This window comes from Acinetobacter sp. YH12137 (assembly GCF_013418535.1).
GTDB lineage: Bacteria > Pseudomonadota > Gammaproteobacteria > Pseudomonadales > Moraxellaceae > Acinetobacter.
Window position 1 is genome coordinate 29,097 of the sequence record NZ_VPBW01000003.1, and the last position, 17,261, is coordinate 46,357.

A 17,261-nucleotide genomic window follows, 5' to 3' on the forward strand; every position below is an offset into this window, starting at 1 on the left:
CAGAATCCTGTGAAGTTGGCTTTGCAGGATTTTTCTTTTGCTGCCTATTTCCCCATTTATTTTCGAGGTCGTTCATGGCTAAACCTGAGTATTATTATGGCGTCCATTCAGTAGAATCACTGCTGGAGCTTGAGCCTGAACGTGTCTTGACTCTTTTTACCCTGAAAGGTCGTGATGATCAGCGCCTGAAACGTGTGTTGGAACTGGCTGAGCCTTTCGGCATTAGTGTCCAGCAGGCTAGTCGTGACAAGTTAGAAAAACTGGCCGGTTTGCCTTTTCACCAAGGCGTTGTGGCGGCAGTTCGTCCGCATCCAACCTTAAATGAAAAGGATCTGGAAGATCTATTGAAACAAGATTCTCAAGTACTTCTATTAGCACTCGATCAGGTAACGGATCCACATAACCTGGGTGCTTGTATTCGTACTGCCGCAGCGATGGGTGTAGCGGCTGTGATTGTACCGCGTGACCGTTCAGCATGCCTGACGCCGACTGCACGTAAAGTGGCAGCAGGTGGTGCAGAAAAAGTGAAGTTTATTCAGGTGACCAATCTGGCGCGTACTTTGGGTCAAATCAAAGATGAATTTAATGTACGTGTGGTTGGTACGATGCTGGATGAAAAAGCTTTACCTATCCAGAAATTTGATTTTACTGGTACAGGTGTATGCGTGGTGATGGGTGCGGAAGATACCGGTTTGCGTCCAATTACCCAAAGCCAATGTGATCAGACGGTTTATATTCCGATGGCAGGAAATCTGCAAAGTCTGAATGTGAGCGTGGCAACAGGGATGGCTCTTTATGAAGCCTGTCGTCAGCGTCAAGCTTAAGTCCTTTTTATTATTTACCTAAATACTGTTAAAGAAGAAGTCTATGTCTCCCCGAACGCAAGGTTATGCCTTTGTCTTAATTACCATGTGTATTTGGGGAGGTTTTACCTTAAGCACGCGCTTAAGTGCCCAGTGGGGGATTAGTGCCTGGGATCTGGTGGGATTACGTTTTCTATTGGCTTTTCTGATTCTGATGCCAGTCCTGATTTATAAAAAGGACACAGCCTTTTTGTGGAGTAAGGAATCCTTTCTCTTAGCCATGATTGGCGGGGTAGGGTATTGTCTGACTGCTTATACTGCTTTCCATTATGCACCTGCAGCTCATGCTGCCGTATTTCTAAATGGCTGTATTCCACTTTGTACCGCAGTGGCTGCTTTTGTGTTATTTAAACAGGGATTTGACCGACATACTTGGATCAGTATGGCGATTATGCTGCTTGCGATTGGCAGTATGAGTTGGCTGATGTTCCGGGAGTCCGGTGTGGCCTTGGGATTAGGCGATCTGCTATTTTTCATCAGTGCAATGTGGTGGGGTGTATTCACTGTACTGCTACGTCAATGGAAGCTATCTGCCTGGCATTCTATGGCCAGTGTAGCGATCTGGTCAGCCATCGTTTATGTGCCAATTTATCTGCTATTCTTCCCCAAACATCTGGATGCTGCTGAACCTTGGCAAATGGCTTCCCAGGTACTCTTTCACGGTGTTTTTGTGGTGATTGTAGCGACACTAACTTATGTGGGAGCGATTAAGCGTTTAGGTGCATTTAAAGCGGGCAGTATCGTGACTCTCGCACCATTTATTGCTGCCATACTGGCTGTGCCGCTTCTAGATGAACCTTTAAGTCTCGCGATTGTTTCTGGTTTGGTAGGTATGGCAATTGGTGCCATACAACCTTGGCGCTGGCTGATGCATCAAGATAGCCTGAGTCAGAAACTGGAACAACAAAAAAAGCAGTCCTAAAAGGACTGCTTTTTATTTGGAGACTGACTGAGTTCGGGTTAATGATTTTGAGCAGCCATCTGAAGATACTTTTCATGTAATGGTGTGAGATGAGCATAGAGATGTTCTAGCTCACCATCATTCAGTACAATATCATCAGCCATGGCACACTTTTGTTCACGCGGCATTTGTGCGGCAATGATCTTCTGAATTTGCTCTACATTTTGTCCATCGCGCTGTGAAGCCCGTTGAATTTGCAGTTCAATAGCAGCATCAATTAATAACGTATGTTGTGTTAGTTCATGCTGATTTGTTTCAAACAATAAAGGAGAAACTAAAATCGCATAAGGACTTTGTGCTGCATGTAACTGTTGAATAATTGAATTGCGAATAGCAGGGTGGGTGATATTTTCCAGCATTTTTCGTGCTTCTGGAGACTGGAAAATATGTTCGCGCAAAACACGGCGATTCAATGAACCATCCTTGAGTAAAACCCAATCGCCGAAAGCTTCCCGAATTTGCTGTAGGGCTGGTTGACCGATATCAACGACTTCACGGGCGACAATATCCGCATCTACGACAGCAATCCCTTGAGCTTCAAACCATTGGCTGGCAGCAGACTTGCCACTACCAATTCCACCAGTTAAACCGAGTACAAATTTCACTTTACTGACCTAAATAGATTTTCATGATCTGCTCACCCCATAAAAAGGCAATCCAGCCGGCAATGGCAATATAAGGGCCAAAGGCAAAGGGCTGATTTTCTTTACGGACTTTAAGCAGGATAATCCCAATAATCGCGCCCACCAATGATGACAATAATACAATGAGTGGTAGGAGCATAGGCCCCATCCAGGCACCTAAGGCAGCTAGTAATTTGAAATCTCCATAGCCCATACCTTCCTTGCCGGTCACCAGCTTAAACAGATAGTACACCACCCACAAGCATAAGAAGCCAATGATATAGCCCCAGATGGCAGAATCAGGGGTAGTATAAATCGCATAACTATTAATGCCCAGGCCGAGTGCAGCCAGCGGCAGGGTATAGCGATCGGGTAATAACTGGGTATCGAAATCAATAAAGGTGAGGGCAATCAGGACATAGGTAAAAACCAGACCAAACAGCATCTGTATGGTAGGCCCGAATACTGCCACCACTATCAGTGCACAAGCAGCTGTCAAAAGCTCAATAAATGGATAGCGGATACTTATAGGATTTTGACAGTTACCACATTTACCACGTAATAAGATCCAGCTAATCACCGGAATGTTCTGATACCAGCGAATAGGAGTCTGACATTTCGGGCAGGTGGAAACTGGTTTGCTTAAAGTAATTTTGTTCTCATCAATGATGGGCTGGTCTGGATGCAAAAACAGCTGGCAATCTGTACGCCATTCCTGTTCCATCATTTTAGGGGTACGGTAAATGACAACGTTTAAAAAGCTACCAATACAAAGACTAAAAAGCCCAACTGCGAGATAAAGCGCAGTTGGGTTTTGACTGAAATATGAAATAAAATCTTGCATTAAACCACGGAGCCCATTTGGAAGATTGGAAGGTACATGGCCACCACCAGGCCACCGACAAGGACACCGAGAATTGCCATAATCAAGGGTTCCATCATCGAGGTTAAACCGTCGACCGCATTGTCGACTTCGTTTTCATAATGGGTTGCAACTTTATCCAGCATGGCATCCAATGCACCTGATTCTTCACCAATTGCAACCATTTGTACGGCCATAGAGGGGAATTTATCGGTGACACGCATGGCAAATTGAAGCTGTTGACCTGTCGCAACATCTTCCTTGATTTTTAATACCGCCTCCTCATAGACCACGTTATTGGTTGCACCAGCAGTCGATTCAAGCGCATCAATTAATGGCACACCGGCAGCAAAAGTGGTGGCGAGAGTGCGGCTATAACGGGCAATGATCGCTTTATAGACCAGATCACCAAAGATGGGTGCTTTGAGCGCGGCCTTATCCAGTAAATCACGGAATTTTTTGCTACGTTTTTTTGCTTCAAGAAAGGCTGTAATCACTACGCCAATTCCAATAATCAAAAGGAACCAATATTTTTGCATCCATTCGGACATATTGACTACCATTTTAGTAAATGCAGGTAAGTCTGCACCGAATGAAGAGAATAAGTCCTGGAATACAGGAACTACTTTCACCATCAGGATAATTGTGACGATCACAGCTACTACAATTACTGTAGCTGGGTATTTCATGGCTTTTTTAATTTTTTGCTTTAACAGCTCACTTTTTTCTTTATAAATCGCGACACGATCCAGCATGGTTTCCAGAGCACCAGATTGCTCGCCAGATTCGACCAAAGAACAGAATAGGTTGTCAAAATATTGTGGGTATTTTCGTAATGCTCCCGCAAAAGTATTCCCCCCTTCAACTTCACCTTTGATTCCCAGTACAACCTCGCGCATAGATGGATTTTCTAAACCTTCTGCAACGATTTCAAAGCCTTGTACTAAAGGCACCCCCGCTTTCATCATGGTGGCTAACTGACGGGTGAAGATGGTGATATCCAAGGTGGAAACTTTTTTCTTCATCAAACCTTCGAGAATATTTTTTTTCTTTTCCCGGATGGTTTTGATCGTAATGCCTTGTTTGCGCAAGTTCACTTTTGCCAAGGCCATATTTCGTGCCGGCAATTCCCCCTTGATCTTGGCGCCTTTGCGATCAACCCCTTCATAACTGAAGATCGGTGTCATCTGGCCTTTTTTTACTGCTGCCATAGCTTTATCCTTATTTTATATTCAGCACGATCATTCGCTGGTTACACGATTGACTTCCTGTAAAGAAGTCACCCCCTGCATAACCTTCACTAACCCTGATCGGCGTAAATTGTTAAATCCTGCACGTGCGGAAGCTTCAGCAATTTCAATGGCATTGCCATCTTCCATAATAATTCTTGAAATCTCAGGTGTTACCTTCATAACTTCATAAATACCGACCCGGCCCTTATAACCTTCACGACATTCATTACAGCCGACTGGCTCATAAATCTGAAATTCAGGGCTTTGTAAATCTGCTTCGGTAAAGCCCATCTCCAGTAAGCTTTGCTTTGGAATGTCAGCCGGTTTTTTACATTGTGAACACAAGCGACGGGCCAGACGCTGCGCAATCACCAGATTGACTGAAGTCGCGATATTGAAAGAAGGTACGCCCATATTACGTAAACGGGTCAAAGTTTCCGGAGCACTGTTGGTGTGCAGAGTTGACATCACCATATGACCTGTTTGCGCTGCTTTGATTGCAATTTCAGCTGTTTCCAGATCACGGATCTCACCGACCATGACAATATCAGGATCCTGACGCAGAAAGGATTTTAAAGCAGCTGCAAACGTCAGGCCAACTTTATTATTGACGTTCACCTGATTAATCCCTTGCAGGTTAATCTCGACTGGGTCTTCCGCAGTAGAAATATTGGTATCTTCACGATTTAAGATGTTTAAGCCCGTATAAAGGGATACGGTTTTACCGGAACCGGTAGGACCGGTAATCAGTAACATCCCTTGCGGTTTATCTAAGGCTTCCATGAATAACTCTTTCTGCTCAGGTTCATAACCTAAAGCATCAATTCCCAGCATGGCACTAGACGGATCTAAAATACGTAGAACCAGTTTTTCGCCAAACAGGGTAGGGAGCGAGTTAACACGGAAGTCGATGGCTTTGTTTTTTGAGAGCTTTAATTTAATACGGCCGTCTTGAGGCACGCGTTTCTCAGAAATGTCCATCTGCGACATGACTTTCAAACGCGACGCCAAACGGTTTGCCAGTTGTAGGGGCGGGGTTGCAATCTGACGTAAAACCCCATCGACACGATAGCGCACCCGATACATTTTTTCATAAGGTTCAAAATGGAGATCCGAAGCGCCCATACGAATGGCATCAATCAGTAACTTATTAATATATTTAACAATAGGGGCTTCTTCACCCTTGTCTTTTTCGTCTTCTTCTTGAGTCGGATCGGCTGTATCGACATTTACATCCAGATCGAAATCATCATCAAAATCGAAAGTACTTTCTTCAGTAAAGTTTTGCTCAATCAGTTTTTCGAGTTTATTGTGTTCAACAATAACAGTTTCAATATTCAGTTTGGTTGCAAAGCGGATGGCATCCGTTGCTTCGATATTGGTCGGATTGCTCGTGGCGACATAAAGAATATTGGCGTTTTTATAAATTGGCAGAATTCGATGCTTGGTGATCAGCTTTTCATCAATATCTTCACGCAGGATTTGTCCCGGATCATAAGCACCAATATCAAATAGAGGCTCACCAAATTCTACTGAGATCGTTTCAGCAATGGTAGTAGGGGAAAGATTATGATGACTGACCAAATAGGCCACGATATCTGTTTTTTCCTGTTTGGCATTGGCTAAAGCAGTCCGCATATCTTCAGCTGATAATACCCCTTCATCGACCAGGCGACGAATAAACCCCGTAAATCTTGGTGACCCCTGCAATGCTGTCATGCTTCAAATGCCTATCAATTCAATTTTTTTAATTTGCTATTCTAAAATTATACGTTTGTTATACAAAAATACCATAGCTGAGAATGCTGCAATCTTCGTGATATTCAGTAAAAGCTTGAACTGGTCGGAAGAACCGGGCATTTTTTTCAGTGATAACAAAAAATAACCATTTTGAATAGTCTAAACTGAGAAATAGGATGAATAAAACTATTCTTTAAATTTTACAATTCCGTGTAGAATGTGCCCAATTCAAGATATGTCAGTGAAATAGGTTATTTATGTCGGTTTCGACGATTACCCCTTGGGTGGTGGGCAACTGGAAAATGAATCCAATGCAGGCAGATGCCCAAGCTTTGGTTCAGAATTTAAAAGACTTGCTTGAGTCTGCACCAGTTTCAACAGAGAAATGTCATTTGGGTGTGGCGCCGACAACCCTTGCCTTAACTCAAATTCAAACTGCATTTGCTTCTGCTAATCGCCCTGTATATACCGTAGCACAAGATGTATCACGTATTGCAGGGACAGGCGCTTATACTGGGGAAGTGAGTGCTGAATTATTGGCTGATAGCCAGATTCACTATGTATTGATTGGGCACTCTGAACGTCGTGAAATTTTTGCTGAAAGTTCACAGATTTTAAATACTAAAATCAAGAATGCCTTAAATGCCGGTTTAACCGTAATTTACTGTGTGGGCGAAAGTCTGGAACAGCGTGAAGCAGGGCAGGCAGAAGCGGTGGTTCTCCAACAGATTTGCGATATCGCGACTGTGGTAGAAGATGAACAGTGGAAAAATATTGTGATTGCTTATGAGCCAATCTGGGCCATTGGTACCGGTAAAACAGCTTCTCCAGAAGATGCGCAGGCCATGCATGCCCAGATCCGTCAGGGTTTGAGCCAGATTACAGGTTATGCTGCGACTATGGCGATTTTATATGGTGGTAGTGTAAAACCGGAAAATGCAGTAGAGTTAGCAGCCTGCCCTGACATTAACGGGGCATTGGTGGGTGGTGCATCACTCAATGCTGAGTCGTTCCATCAAATTGCTCAAGCATTTGCAAATACACAATAATTAGGAGTTCAGCATGCAAACTTTTGTGCTGGTAGTACATATTATCTTAGCGATTTTGATGATTGTCTTGATTTTAGTTCAGCATGGTAAAGGTGCGGATGCAGGTGCATCATTTGGCGGCGGCGGTGCGGCAACGATCTTTGGTGCCTCAGGTTCGGGTAATTTCATGACCCGTTTGACGGCAGTTTTTACCGCATTGTTCTTTGTGACCAGTATTACTTTGGCGATTCTTGCCAAGAAACAAACCACGAATGCGTACAGTTTATCGTCAATTCAATCAGCACCAACTGCGCCTGCGCAACCGGTTGAAACTTCACCAACTGCACCACAAACGACCGAATAATTTTAATTAAACCTTTCTTTTTTTCAGTGATGCGACTAGAATGCGTCACAGCTGCGGTGGTGGTGGAATTGGTAGACACGCTACCTTGAGGTGGTAGTGCTTTCGGGCGTGGGGGTTCAAGTCCCCCCTTCCGCACCAACTTATAATCCAGAATATAAGTTGGTGTATCCAGCTAAAAAAACTTCTGTTGATGCGGGATGGAGCAGTCTGGTAGCTCGTCGGGCTCATAACCCGAAGGTCGTTGGTTCAAATCCAGCTCCCGCTACCAATCAATCCTTTTTTAAAGACGCAAACTTTTAAAAGGCAGCTTAAATCTGATTTAAGTTGAGAAGAATTATTTGCATGTTGTTGCGGGGTGGAGCAGTCTGGTAGCTCGTCGGGCTCATAACCCGAAGGTCGTTGGTTCAAATCCAGCCCCCGCTACCAATCCTTTAAAGCTGCAAACTTTAAAGGCAGTTTAGTGTAAAATATTAAGCTGAATGTTATTTGTATGCTGATGCGGGATGGAGCAGTCTGGTAGCTCGTCGGGCTCATAACCCGAAGGTCGTTGGTTCAAATCCAGCTCCCGCTACCAATTTTTCAGTAACAGATAACAAATATGCAGAATGATGTGGTTGTGATTGAAAAGTTCGCATCTTTTGTATATAATTTTTGCACGTTGATGCGGGATGGAGCAGTCTGGTAGCTCGTCGGGCTCATAACCCGAAGGTCGTTGGTTCAAATCCAGCTCCCGCTACCAAGTTTCTTAAAAGAGGCTCACAACTATGGTGGGCCTTTTTGCACAGTGGGATTTGAAAAAAGTTCAAATTGTGCATTAATTGGGGCGATTTACGCCCTTTTTTATTGGCTATCGTGTAGTGTCGACAATATTTGGTCAAATCTCCATGTTTCACTACTACTATAGTTTGTATTGGTTTGTAGTGGTCAAATAGATCATAAAATCGCACCAGATGACGAGAGTAAATGAAGCTATCAAATAAAACTCAAGCACTTCAGGACTTGATTGCACCAGCAGTTGAAGCCTGTGATGTAAATCTGTGGGGGATTGAATTCCTGCCACAAGGCAAACGTTCATTATTACGGATCTATATCGACAAACCGGTCGATGAAAATGCAGCACCTGTTGTCAATGAAGATGGCGAAGAAGAGCAGGGTCGTGGTATTGGGGTTCAGGACTGTGTACGTGTCACACAGCAAGTCGGCGCGATCCTGGATGTACATGATCCAATCTCAGGTGAATATTCGCTTGAAGTGTCTTCACCAGGTTGGGATCGTCCATTCTTCCAGCTGGAGCAGATGGCTCATTATATCGGACAAACGGTTGCGCTGCGTTTGATCAGTGCCGTCGATAACCGTCGTAAATTCCAGGCAAAACTGGTTGCAGTCGACCTTGAAAATGAAATGATTCAAGTTGAAGTAGAAAAGCAACAGATTTTGGATATCGACAGTCACAATATCGATAAAGCAAACTTGGTCTATCAAGATTAATTCAATTAATAAGAATCTGAACGAATAGGTGACTTATGGCACGTGAAATTCTTACCGTCGTTGAAACGGTTAGTAACGAAAAAGGTGTAAGTCGTGAAGCAATTTTTGAAGCGCTAGAACAAGCTTTGGTTGCAGCGACTAAGAAGAAATTCTACGAGGGGACTCACTCGGAAGAAGCTCGTCTTCGTGTAGAAATTGACCGTAAAACTGGTGATTATCGTACTTTCCGTCAATGGGAAGTAGTGGCTGATGAAGATCATGAAATGCCTGCTTGTCAGGATGCGATCTCTGATGTTGATCCGGCACAATGGTCGATTGGCGATATCCGTGAACTGGAAGTAGAATCAATCGATTTCGGTCGTATTGCTGCCCAGATCGCGAAACAGGTGATTGTACAGAAGATCCGTGAAGCAGAACGTGCACTGGTTGCTGATGCTTATGAATCTAAAGTCGGTGAGCTGATCTATGGTGAAGTGAAAAAACAAACCAAAGATGGCTTTATCATTGACTTGGGTGACAACGCAGAAGCGTATCTGGCACGTGAAGAGATGATTCCGAAGGAAATCCTTCGTCCGAAACAACGCGTAAATGCGATTCTATATAGCGTTAACCGTGAAGGCCGTGGTGCACAGTTATTGTTGTCACGTGCTAAACCGGAAATGCTGATTGCATTGATGAAAAAAGAAATTCCTGAAATTTCTGAAGAAATCATTGAAATTAAGGCCGCAGCTCGTCAACCGGGTGTTCGTGCTAAAATTGCAGTGAAAACCAACGACCACCGTATTGACCCGGTGGGTGCTTGTATTGGTATGCGTGGTACACGTATCCAGGCTGTACAGCAAGAGCTCAATGGCGAGCGTATTGATGTGGTGGTTTGGTCGGATGATCCTGCGCAATATATCGCAAGTGCATTAGAACCAGCAGATGTATCTAGTATTGTCATCGATGAAGATGCACGTACTGCAGACATCATTTTCGCGACTAGTGATCAGCTAGCTCGCGCAATTGGTTCACAAGGTCAAAACGTTCGTCTGGCATCTGAACTGACTGGCTATAAGCTGGACATGATGCTGGAAGAAGAGTACTACGCACGTCAGCAAAGCGAAGCACAAAAATATCTGGACATGTTTGTTACACGTCTGGATATTGCTGAAGATTTGGCGATGGCGTTAGTAGAAATGGGCTTCACCTCGCTTGAAGAAATTGCTTACGTACCGCCAGAAACGTTTGATGAAATCGAACTGGATGCGGAACTGGTTGAACTACTGCAAAGCCGTGCGAAAGAAATTGCACTTGCTGATGCATTACAACAGCAAGAAAACGTACAAGCGCCAAGTGAAGAACTTGTTGCAATGGAAGGCATGACAGCAGAGATCGCGCAAGCTCTCGCAGCTCGTGGTGTGGTAACCGTAGATGACTTAGCTGACCAAGCGACTGATGATATCGAAGATATCGAAGGTCTCGGTGCTGAGAAGGCCGGTCAACTTATTATGAAAGCGCGCGAATCATGGTTTAACTAGGAGGTAGTATATGACGGACAAGTCGATTAAAGAGTTAGCACTCAGCGTGGGTCGCCATGTTGATAAGCTCCTAGAGCAGGTTCGTGAGGCAGGTTTACCACAGCGTAAAGCTGACGATATTATTACCACCGAACAACAAGATCGCTTAATGAATCATGTGAAAAAGACACAAGGTTCTGATGGCCATGCAGGACAAATCACGTTGAAACGTAAAACGACCAGTACTGCTAAAGTGGCAAGTACTTCAGGTAAGGCGAAAACGATTAATGTAGAAGTTCGCAAGAAACATACATTCGTTAAGCCAGACCCGGAACAAATTAAAGCAGAAGCTTTAGCGAAGGCTCAAGCTGAACAGCAAGCGAAAGCAGAAGCTGAACAGAAGTCAGCACCAGCTAAAAAACCTGCTGATGCACCTAAATCAGGTACAAACAATGCAAGCAAAGCGCTAGAAGCAATGCGTGCAGCTCAGAAACAAGAAACTGAGAAACAGGAAACACCTAAAGCAGCTGTTGTGGTAAAACGCAAATCAACTAATAAACCGATTGTGAAAGCAGCGGTTAAACAAGTTGAAACAGCAGAACAGAAAAAAGCGCGTGAAGCTCAAGCCGCTCAATTAAAAGCAGCTGAAGAAGCAGCACGTCGTAAGGCAGCTGAAGAAGCACAACAACGTACCCTTGAGCAAATGCGCAAGATGGCATCGAAGTATTCTTCTGAAGATACCACTGCAACCATTCGTGTGATTGATGATTCTCCACTTGCTGCTGGTCTGGTTGGCCAGGCATATGAAGACTCATTTGCGAAAGAAGACCGCGAAATTAAACGTGGTACTAACACTTCAAATACACGTTCACCGAAAAAAGGTGGTCGTCGTGGTGAAGAGCAGTCTTTCCGTGATAACTCACACAAACGTGGTTTGAAATCTAGCCAAGCGAATAAGCATGGTTTTGAAAAGCCAGTGAAAAAACAGGTTTATGACGTTGAAATCGGTGAAACGATTGTCGTTGCTGACCTGGCTGCGAAAATGGCAGTTAAGGTTCGTGAAGTCATCAAGTCACTGATGAAAATGGGTGAACTGGTTACTCAAAACCAGGCAATCGATCAGGAAATCGCGGCACTTGTGGTTGAAGAAATGGGCCATAACCCGGTACTGGTTTCTGAAACTGCAGTCGAAGATAACCTGCTTGAACAGGCTGAAGAAGCACGTGGTGCGCAAACTACTCGTGCGCCAGTTGTTACGATCATGGGTCACGTTGACCATGGTAAAACATCGCTTCTTGACCGTATCCGTCGTGCCAAAGTGGCGCAAGGCGAAGCAGGGGGTATTACCCAGCATATCGGTGCTTACCATGTAACCACGGATAAAGGTATTATCACATTCCTTGATACTCCGGGACACGCAGCGTTTACTGCAATGCGTTCACGTGGTGCCAAAGCGACTGATATCGTAGTTCTGGTTGTTGCAGCAGATGATGGCGTGATGCCACAAACTGCAGAAGCAATCGATCACGCACGTGCAGCGGGTACACCGATCATTGTTGCAATCAACAAGATGGATAAAGACTCAGCTGATCCAGATCGTGTATTGAACGAATTGACCACCAAAGAAATCGTACCTGAAGAATGGGGCGGCGACGTTCCTGTAGCGAAAGTATCTGCACATACTGGTGCCGGTATTGATGAACTTCTTGACCTGATTTTAATTCAGTCTGAATTGCTTGAATTGAAAGCGTCTGAAGAAGGTGCGGCACAAGGTGTTGTGATTGAAGCGCGTGTGGATAAAGGCCGCGGTGCAGTGACTTCTATTCTTGTACAAAACGGTACGCTGAAAGTGGGTGACCTGGTACTTGCTGGTTCATCTTATGGCCGCGTTCGTGCCATGACCGATGAAAACGGTAAGCGTATCAAGTCTGCAGGTCCTTCGATTCCAGTCGAAATTCTGGGTCTTCCAGAAGCACCGATGGCAGGTGACGAAGTTCTTGTTGTGAATGACGAGAAGAAAGCACGTGAAGTTGCCGATGCGCGTATGGATCGTGAACGTCAAAAACGTCTTGAACGTCAATCTGCAATGCGTCTTGAAAACATCATGGCGTCTATGGGCAAAAAAGATGTGCCAATCGTCAATGTGGTATTGAAAACTGATGTACGCGGTACATTGGAAGCACTGCATGTTGCATTGGCTGAGCTTTCAACGGATGAAGTAAAAGTACGTATCATCGGTTCGGGTGTAGGTGCGATTACTGAATCTGACGTCACACTTGCTGAATCTTCAGAAGCGGTTCTTCTTGGCTTTAACGTACGTGCCGACAATACTGCACGTCAGAAAGCAGATGCAGACAGTATCGACATTCGTTACTACTCAGTGATCTATCAATTGATTGATGACGTGAAAGCAGCGATGAGCGGTAAGCTTGCTCCTGAACACCGTGAAACAATCTTGGGTGTTGCTCAAGTGCGTGAAGTGTTCCACTCAAGCAAATTCGGTGCTGCAGCAGGCTGTATGGTGCTTGAAGGCGTATTACACCGTAACAAACCGATTCGCGTATTACGTGATGACGTGGTGATCTTCCAAGGCGAGCTAGAATCTCTTCGTCGCTATAAAGAAGTGGTGGAAGAAGTTCGTGCCGGTATGGAATGTGGTCTTGCGGTGAAAGGCTATAAAGACATCAAACCTCTCGATAAAATCGAAGTGTATGATGTGCAATTGATTAAACGGAGTCTTTAATGGCGGGTAGTCAACGTCTGAAGCGTATGGCGGATACGGTACAACGCGAGTTGTCTGAACTGATTCGTCAGGAGCTGAAAGATCCACGTCTGGGTGGTCTGGTGACCATCTCAGCCGTGAAGGTGAGCCCAGACTTAGGATATGCAGAAGTTTATGTCACAGTAATGGGTCGTGAACTTGGTGATGAGCAAAGTGAAGCGGCAAATAAAGAAACACTCGATGTCCTGAATAAGGCATCCGGGTTCTTGCGTCATGAACTGAGCCGTCGGATCAAGACACGTATTACACCTCGTCTACGTTTCCATTACGACAAAACCAATGCATATGGTAACTATATGTTTGGTCTGATTGCTGAAGCAGTGAAGGATTTACCTCCTGCTGAAGACAAGAAAGATGAAGAATAAGCTTTTATAAAGCGCAATAAAAAAGCCACCTTAGGGTGGCTTTTTTATTGTTGAACTTTTAAGTAGAACTGGCTAACTATTACTTTGAATCCTGGTCATTCATTTTCTTTTCATAAAATGCACGACGGCGGGTTTTCTGCCAAGGCAATGGACGTTCTAGTGTTTCTGGCACTTCACCACTCATCGAGCGCAAACGTAAATGCAAGGCCGCTTGCGCCATCAGGTTGGCAGATACCGGTGCAGTAATGAAGGCAAACAGGGTAATCAGTACTTCAGCAAAACCTAAACGACCATAGATAGCCGAAAAAATAATAGAAGCGATCAGAAAGCTTCCCAGGCCTAAGGTACTGGATTTGGTCGGTGCATGCAGACGCATAAAAAGGTCGGGTAGACGTATCATCCCAATGCCACCCACCAGCATAAAAAACGCGCCAATCAATAAAAAAATCGAAACTAGTATTTCTAAAATTAAAGGCATTTAAAAACTCCTAGTCGATGACATGTCCAGTGGTGAAATAGCGGGCAAGGGCAGCGGTAGAAACAAAGCCCAGCATGGCCACCAGTAGGGCACCTTCAAACATGAAAGTGCTGCTCCAGTAGATTCCCAGAATCACCACCAGACAGGTTGCATTTAAAAATAGGGTGTCCAGTGCCAGCAAACGGTCGACGATTGATGGGCCCATAACCAGCCGGATCAGACACAACAACATGGAGATCGTGACAGCACCCAGACAAATCAGCAATGCATATGGCAGAATGGTCATGCTTCAGCTCCTGATTGTGCGCTAAAAATTTTAATCAAAGGTTGTTCATAGCGCTGTTTGATGGTTTCAATTTCAGCCTCTTCATCATCCGTGCTTAAGGCATGGACCAGAATATCGCCCCGGTCCTGATCAATCCCCGCAGAGACTGTACCTGGTGTCGTGGTAATAATCATTGCCAGCAACGTATTCACTTCTTCATGTTCGGTATCCAGAGGAACACGAAACCATTTGGGATGCAGATTTTTGGTCGGTCCCAGTACTAAAATCGCGACTTTAATATTAGCGACAATGATGTCCCAAACAACGACCCAAAACAGGCGCATCGCTGGCACCCACCGGATATTCGGTGTGTAATCAATAAAAGGGGCGACCATTCTCGGAATCAAGATCGCCAGAAATATTGACATAAGGAGTGTGCCGGCTTCCATATTATGGGCCAGCATGATCCAGCTCATCGCCACAATGACCGAAACGAAAGGATGAGGGAACCAGCGTTGAAGTAATGATTTAGCCATTAAAGTCCCTCCGCCGGTTTAAGTTGATTGTCGTCGTATTTGTTCTGTTCAATATACTGCTTATCAATCTGACGCTGTTTAAATTCAGAAATATGATCGCCATTTAAGGTATTTTCTGAAATGACATAAGGAATCAGGTGCGCATTTGGATCAGGCGTTTCACCACCGTATTTGGTTTCTGGTAAATAACCCGGATCAAATGGCTGAACACTGATGAACTTGCCTTCAGCATCACGTTTTAACAGTGCTGCTTCATAAATCGGATTGGTTTTAATCTGTACTGCGGTCTGATAATTATATTGATAAATCGGTGCAGCAAAAACAACGTAGGCTGTCAGACTGAGCAATAATAGATAAATAACCCGGTCATTCCGTGCTGGTGCCTTGCTGGGCAAGGATTCATATTTGCTGAATTCTTCAGAATTTTCATCCTGTTCTGGTCGGCTTGAACGCCAGAACAGAATAAAACCAACCCGGGTAAAAGCCAGAATACTTAGTAAGCTGACCAGTAGAACCGTAAAGATAATCAGCATTTGATGTTCAGACTGTCCTGAAGCTTGCAGGATAAACACTTTACCGAAGAAGCCACTGAAAGGTGGCAAGCCGGCCATCATCAAGGCAATGATGAAATACACAATAGAAACCAGCTTATTCTGTTTCATCTGTGGGGCAATTTTAAAGTGATCTTTAAATTCACCGCGTTGTGAGGTAATCCAGCCACACAGGATATAAAACGCTGCGCCAATCAGGGTACTGTGCACCATATAGTACAAGGCACCTGCCCAGGCTTGGGTACTGTTCATGGCAATCGCAATCAGAATGGTGCCGACTGAAGACAGGATCATAAAGCCGACAAAACGGCGTAGACGTTCAGTCCCAATGGCACCGAATGCACCATAGAGTGATGTAATCACACCAATGGCCAGCAGACAGTTCATCAGGATCTGATGGCTGTATTCATCATCAAATACGGTGCCATTGACGCGGATAATCGCGTAGATCCCGACTTTGGTCATGATGGTAAACAGGGCAGCCACTGGAGTAGTGGCAACAGCATACGTTTTAGGAAGCCACAGGCCTACCGGTAACATGGCTGCCTTGATCCCGAACACCACAAATAGCATCAATCCGCCTGCAACGGCCAGCTTATGTTCATCGTCTGCCAAAGTTGGCATCAGACGAGCAACATCAGCCATATTCAGGCTGCCGACACTGCCATAAATCATCCCGAGTCCGATCAGGAACATGGCAGAAGCAAGCAGGTTAATAGCCACATAATGCACACCGAGCTGAAAGCGTGCCTTGCCTTGCCCATGCAAAAGCAGGACATAGGATGCCATTAACAGGATCTCGAAGAACACGAACAGGTTAAACAAGTCACCGGTCAGGAAGGCACCACTAAGCCCCATTAATAGAAAATGGACCATGGCATGGAAATAACGCCCGCGAATATCCCATTCTTTGCTGGCATACCAAACGATTGGCAAAGCGAGTGTATAGGTCAGTACCAGCATCAAGGCAGAGAGCTGGTCCAGGACCAGCACAATACCAAAAGGGGCGGCCCATTCACTTAAAGTGTAGACACTAATTTGCCCTTGGCTGCTATTGATCAGATAGCCAATCGCCATAATCAAACCCAATAGGGTCGAAATATGACTCACGCCACGACGCCAAGGCTGACGCCAGTCGGTAATCAGAGAACCAGAACCTGGGTTACCCAACAGTACTAGAATAAAGGCAGTAAAAGCCGGTAAAAGAATACTGAAAATAGGGGTGTGTTGATTCAAGAAGTTGAGAAGATCAGTCATTACGGCTCATCCTCACGTGGGTCATGTTGCGGTATCTCTTCTTTGGAATCAACGTGATCTGTTCCTGATTCATAACGGCTACGTAAGGCCAGCTGTACAATAAAGGCGGTGGTGGCAAAACCGATTACAATTGCGGTTAAAACCAAGGCCTGAGGTAAAGGATCGGTGACCTGCGTGGTTTCGGTGAGTACTGCAGGTGAATTCATCTGAATACGGCCCATGGCAAATAAAAACAGGTTCACTGCATAACCAATCATGGCCAGTCCGAGGACCACCGGAAAGGTACGTGCCCGCAGAATCAGATAGATCCCGGTGGCAGTGAGTAGGCCAATTGCTGAGGCTAATAAAAGTTCTAAACTAATCATTC

Annotated in this window: 17 protein-coding genes and 5 tRNA genes; 13 read left to right on the forward strand and 9 right to left on the reverse strand. The window is 44.9% G+C overall.

All coding sequences use genetic code 11. From position 1 onward, the window contains the following. The first annotated feature begins 74 nt into the window (after positions 1–74). A complete protein-coding gene (rlmB, locus tag FTU72_RS02330; RefSeq protein ID WP_180048017.1) occupies positions 75–824 on the forward strand; it encodes a 23S rRNA (guanosine(2251)-2'-O)-methyltransferase RlmB in 750 nt (249 codons plus the stop codon). 43 nt (positions 825–867) lie between these two features. After that, positions 868–1,785: a DMT family transporter gene (locus FTU72_RS02335; RefSeq protein ID WP_180052425.1), complete on the forward strand. Its 918-nt coding sequence runs from the start codon at positions 868–870 to the stop codon at positions 1,783–1,785. 38 nt (positions 1,786–1,823) lie between these two features. Here FTU72_RS02335 and coaE read toward each other — a convergent pair whose 3' ends face one another. The 4 genes from coaE to pilB are packed head-to-tail and all read right to left on the reverse strand — an operon-like array spanning position 1,824 to position 6,260. Further along, entirely contained in the window at positions 1,824–2,429 is a 606-nt protein-coding gene (coaE, locus tag FTU72_RS02340) for a dephospho-CoA kinase (RefSeq protein WP_159122717.1), read from the reverse strand. Between the two features lies 1 nt (position 2,430). Beyond that, positions 2,431–3,291, reverse strand: coding sequence for an A24 family peptidase (locus FTU72_RS02345; protein WP_180052424.1), 861 nt, complete (start codon positions 3,289–3,291; stop codon positions 2,431–2,433). Next, complete coding sequence (locus FTU72_RS02350) at positions 3,291–4,520, reverse strand: type II secretion system F family protein (protein WP_180031288.1); 1,230 nt, start codon at positions 4,518–4,520, stop codon at positions 3,291–3,293. Before FTU72_RS02350 ends, FTU72_RS02345 begins: the two co-directional genes overlap by 1 nt. A 30-nt stretch (positions 4,521–4,550) precedes the next feature. Then, a complete protein-coding gene (gene pilB, locus FTU72_RS02355; RefSeq protein WP_159122714.1) occupies positions 4,551–6,260 on the reverse strand; it encodes a type IV-A pilus assembly ATPase PilB in 1,710 nt (569 codons plus the stop codon). A 278-nt stretch (positions 6,261–6,538) separates the two neighbouring features. On the opposite strand from pilB, the gene tpiA reads away from it, so the two are divergent. The 11 genes from tpiA (at position 6,539) to FTU72_RS02410 (ending at position 13,807) form a co-directional block, all read left to right on the forward strand. Continuing rightward, positions 6,539–7,330 carry a triose-phosphate isomerase gene (tpiA, locus tag FTU72_RS02360; protein ID WP_159122713.1) on the forward strand — a complete coding sequence of 264 codons (792 nt, stop codon included), beginning with the start codon at positions 6,539–6,541 and terminating at the stop codon, positions 7,328–7,330. A gap of 13 nt (positions 7,331–7,343) precedes the next feature. After that, entirely contained in the window at positions 7,344–7,673 is a 330-nt protein-coding gene (gene secG / locus FTU72_RS02365) for a preprotein translocase subunit SecG (protein WP_159122712.1), read from the forward strand. Between the two features lie 53 nt (positions 7,674–7,726). Beyond that, a tRNA-Leu gene (locus FTU72_RS02370) sits at positions 7,727–7,811 on the forward strand. 53 nt (positions 7,812–7,864) lie between these two features. Continuing rightward, positions 7,865–7,941 (forward strand) — tRNA-Met (locus FTU72_RS02375). A gap of 81 nt (positions 7,942–8,022) precedes the next feature. Further along, positions 8,023–8,099: transfer RNA gene (locus tag FTU72_RS02380), tRNA-Met, on the forward strand. 71 nt (positions 8,100–8,170) lie between these two features. Next, a tRNA-Met gene (locus tag FTU72_RS02385) sits at positions 8,171–8,247 on the forward strand. An 88-nt stretch (positions 8,248–8,335) separates the two neighbouring features. Further along, positions 8,336–8,412, forward strand: a tRNA-Met gene (locus FTU72_RS02390). Between the two features lie 224 nt (positions 8,413–8,636). Next, positions 8,637–9,161, forward strand: coding sequence for a ribosome maturation factor RimP (rimP, locus tag FTU72_RS02395; protein ID WP_179992192.1), 525 nt, complete (start codon positions 8,637–8,639; stop codon positions 9,159–9,161). Between the two features lie 35 nt (positions 9,162–9,196). Next, entirely contained in the window at positions 9,197–10,681 is a 1,485-nt protein-coding gene (gene nusA, locus FTU72_RS02400; protein ID WP_004787201.1) for a transcription termination factor NusA, read from the forward strand. Between the two features lie 10 nt (positions 10,682–10,691). Continuing rightward, the gene (infB, locus tag FTU72_RS02405) at positions 10,692–13,403 is read left to right on the forward strand and encodes a translation initiation factor IF-2 (RefSeq protein WP_180011351.1); all 2,712 of its coding nucleotides are present in this window, start codon (positions 10,692–10,694) and stop codon (positions 13,401–13,403) included. Next, a complete protein-coding gene (locus FTU72_RS02410) occupies positions 13,403–13,807 on the forward strand; it encodes a ribosome-binding factor A (protein ID WP_004810065.1) in 405 nt (134 codons plus the stop codon). The genes infB and FTU72_RS02410 overlap by 1 nt, the downstream gene beginning before the upstream one ends. 79 nt (positions 13,808–13,886) lie before the next feature. Here FTU72_RS02410 and FTU72_RS02415 read toward each other — a convergent pair whose 3' ends face one another. Genes FTU72_RS02415 through FTU72_RS02435 form a run of 5 tightly spaced genes read right to left on the reverse strand, consistent with a single transcriptional unit; the run spans position 13,887 to position 17,259 of the window. Then, complete coding sequence (locus FTU72_RS02415) at positions 13,887–14,285, reverse strand: Na+/H+ antiporter subunit G (RefSeq protein ID WP_005233541.1); 399 nt, start codon at positions 14,283–14,285, stop codon at positions 13,887–13,889. 10 nt (positions 14,286–14,295) lie between these two features. Then, positions 14,296–14,571 (reverse strand): monovalent cation/H+ antiporter subunit F, encoded by a 276-nt coding sequence (locus FTU72_RS02420; RefSeq protein WP_004787192.1) that lies wholly within the window; start codon positions 14,569–14,571, stop codon positions 14,296–14,298. After that, positions 14,568–15,086: a Na+/H+ antiporter subunit E gene (locus FTU72_RS02425; protein ID WP_180052423.1), complete on the reverse strand. Its 519-nt coding sequence runs from the start codon at positions 15,084–15,086 to the stop codon at positions 14,568–14,570. Before FTU72_RS02425 ends, FTU72_RS02420 begins: the two co-directional genes overlap by 4 nt. Further along, a complete protein-coding gene (locus tag FTU72_RS02430) occupies positions 15,086–16,894 on the reverse strand; it encodes a monovalent cation/H+ antiporter subunit D (RefSeq protein ID WP_180016610.1) in 1,809 nt (602 codons plus the stop codon). The genes FTU72_RS02425 and FTU72_RS02430 overlap by 1 nt, the downstream gene beginning before the upstream one ends. After that, positions 16,894–17,259, reverse strand: a complete 366-nt coding sequence (locus FTU72_RS02435) for a Na+/H+ antiporter subunit C (protein WP_034169749.1) — start codon at positions 17,257–17,259, stop codon at positions 16,894–16,896. The genes FTU72_RS02430 and FTU72_RS02435 overlap by 1 nt, the downstream gene beginning before the upstream one ends. Between the last annotated feature and the right edge of the window lie 2 nt (positions 17,260–17,261).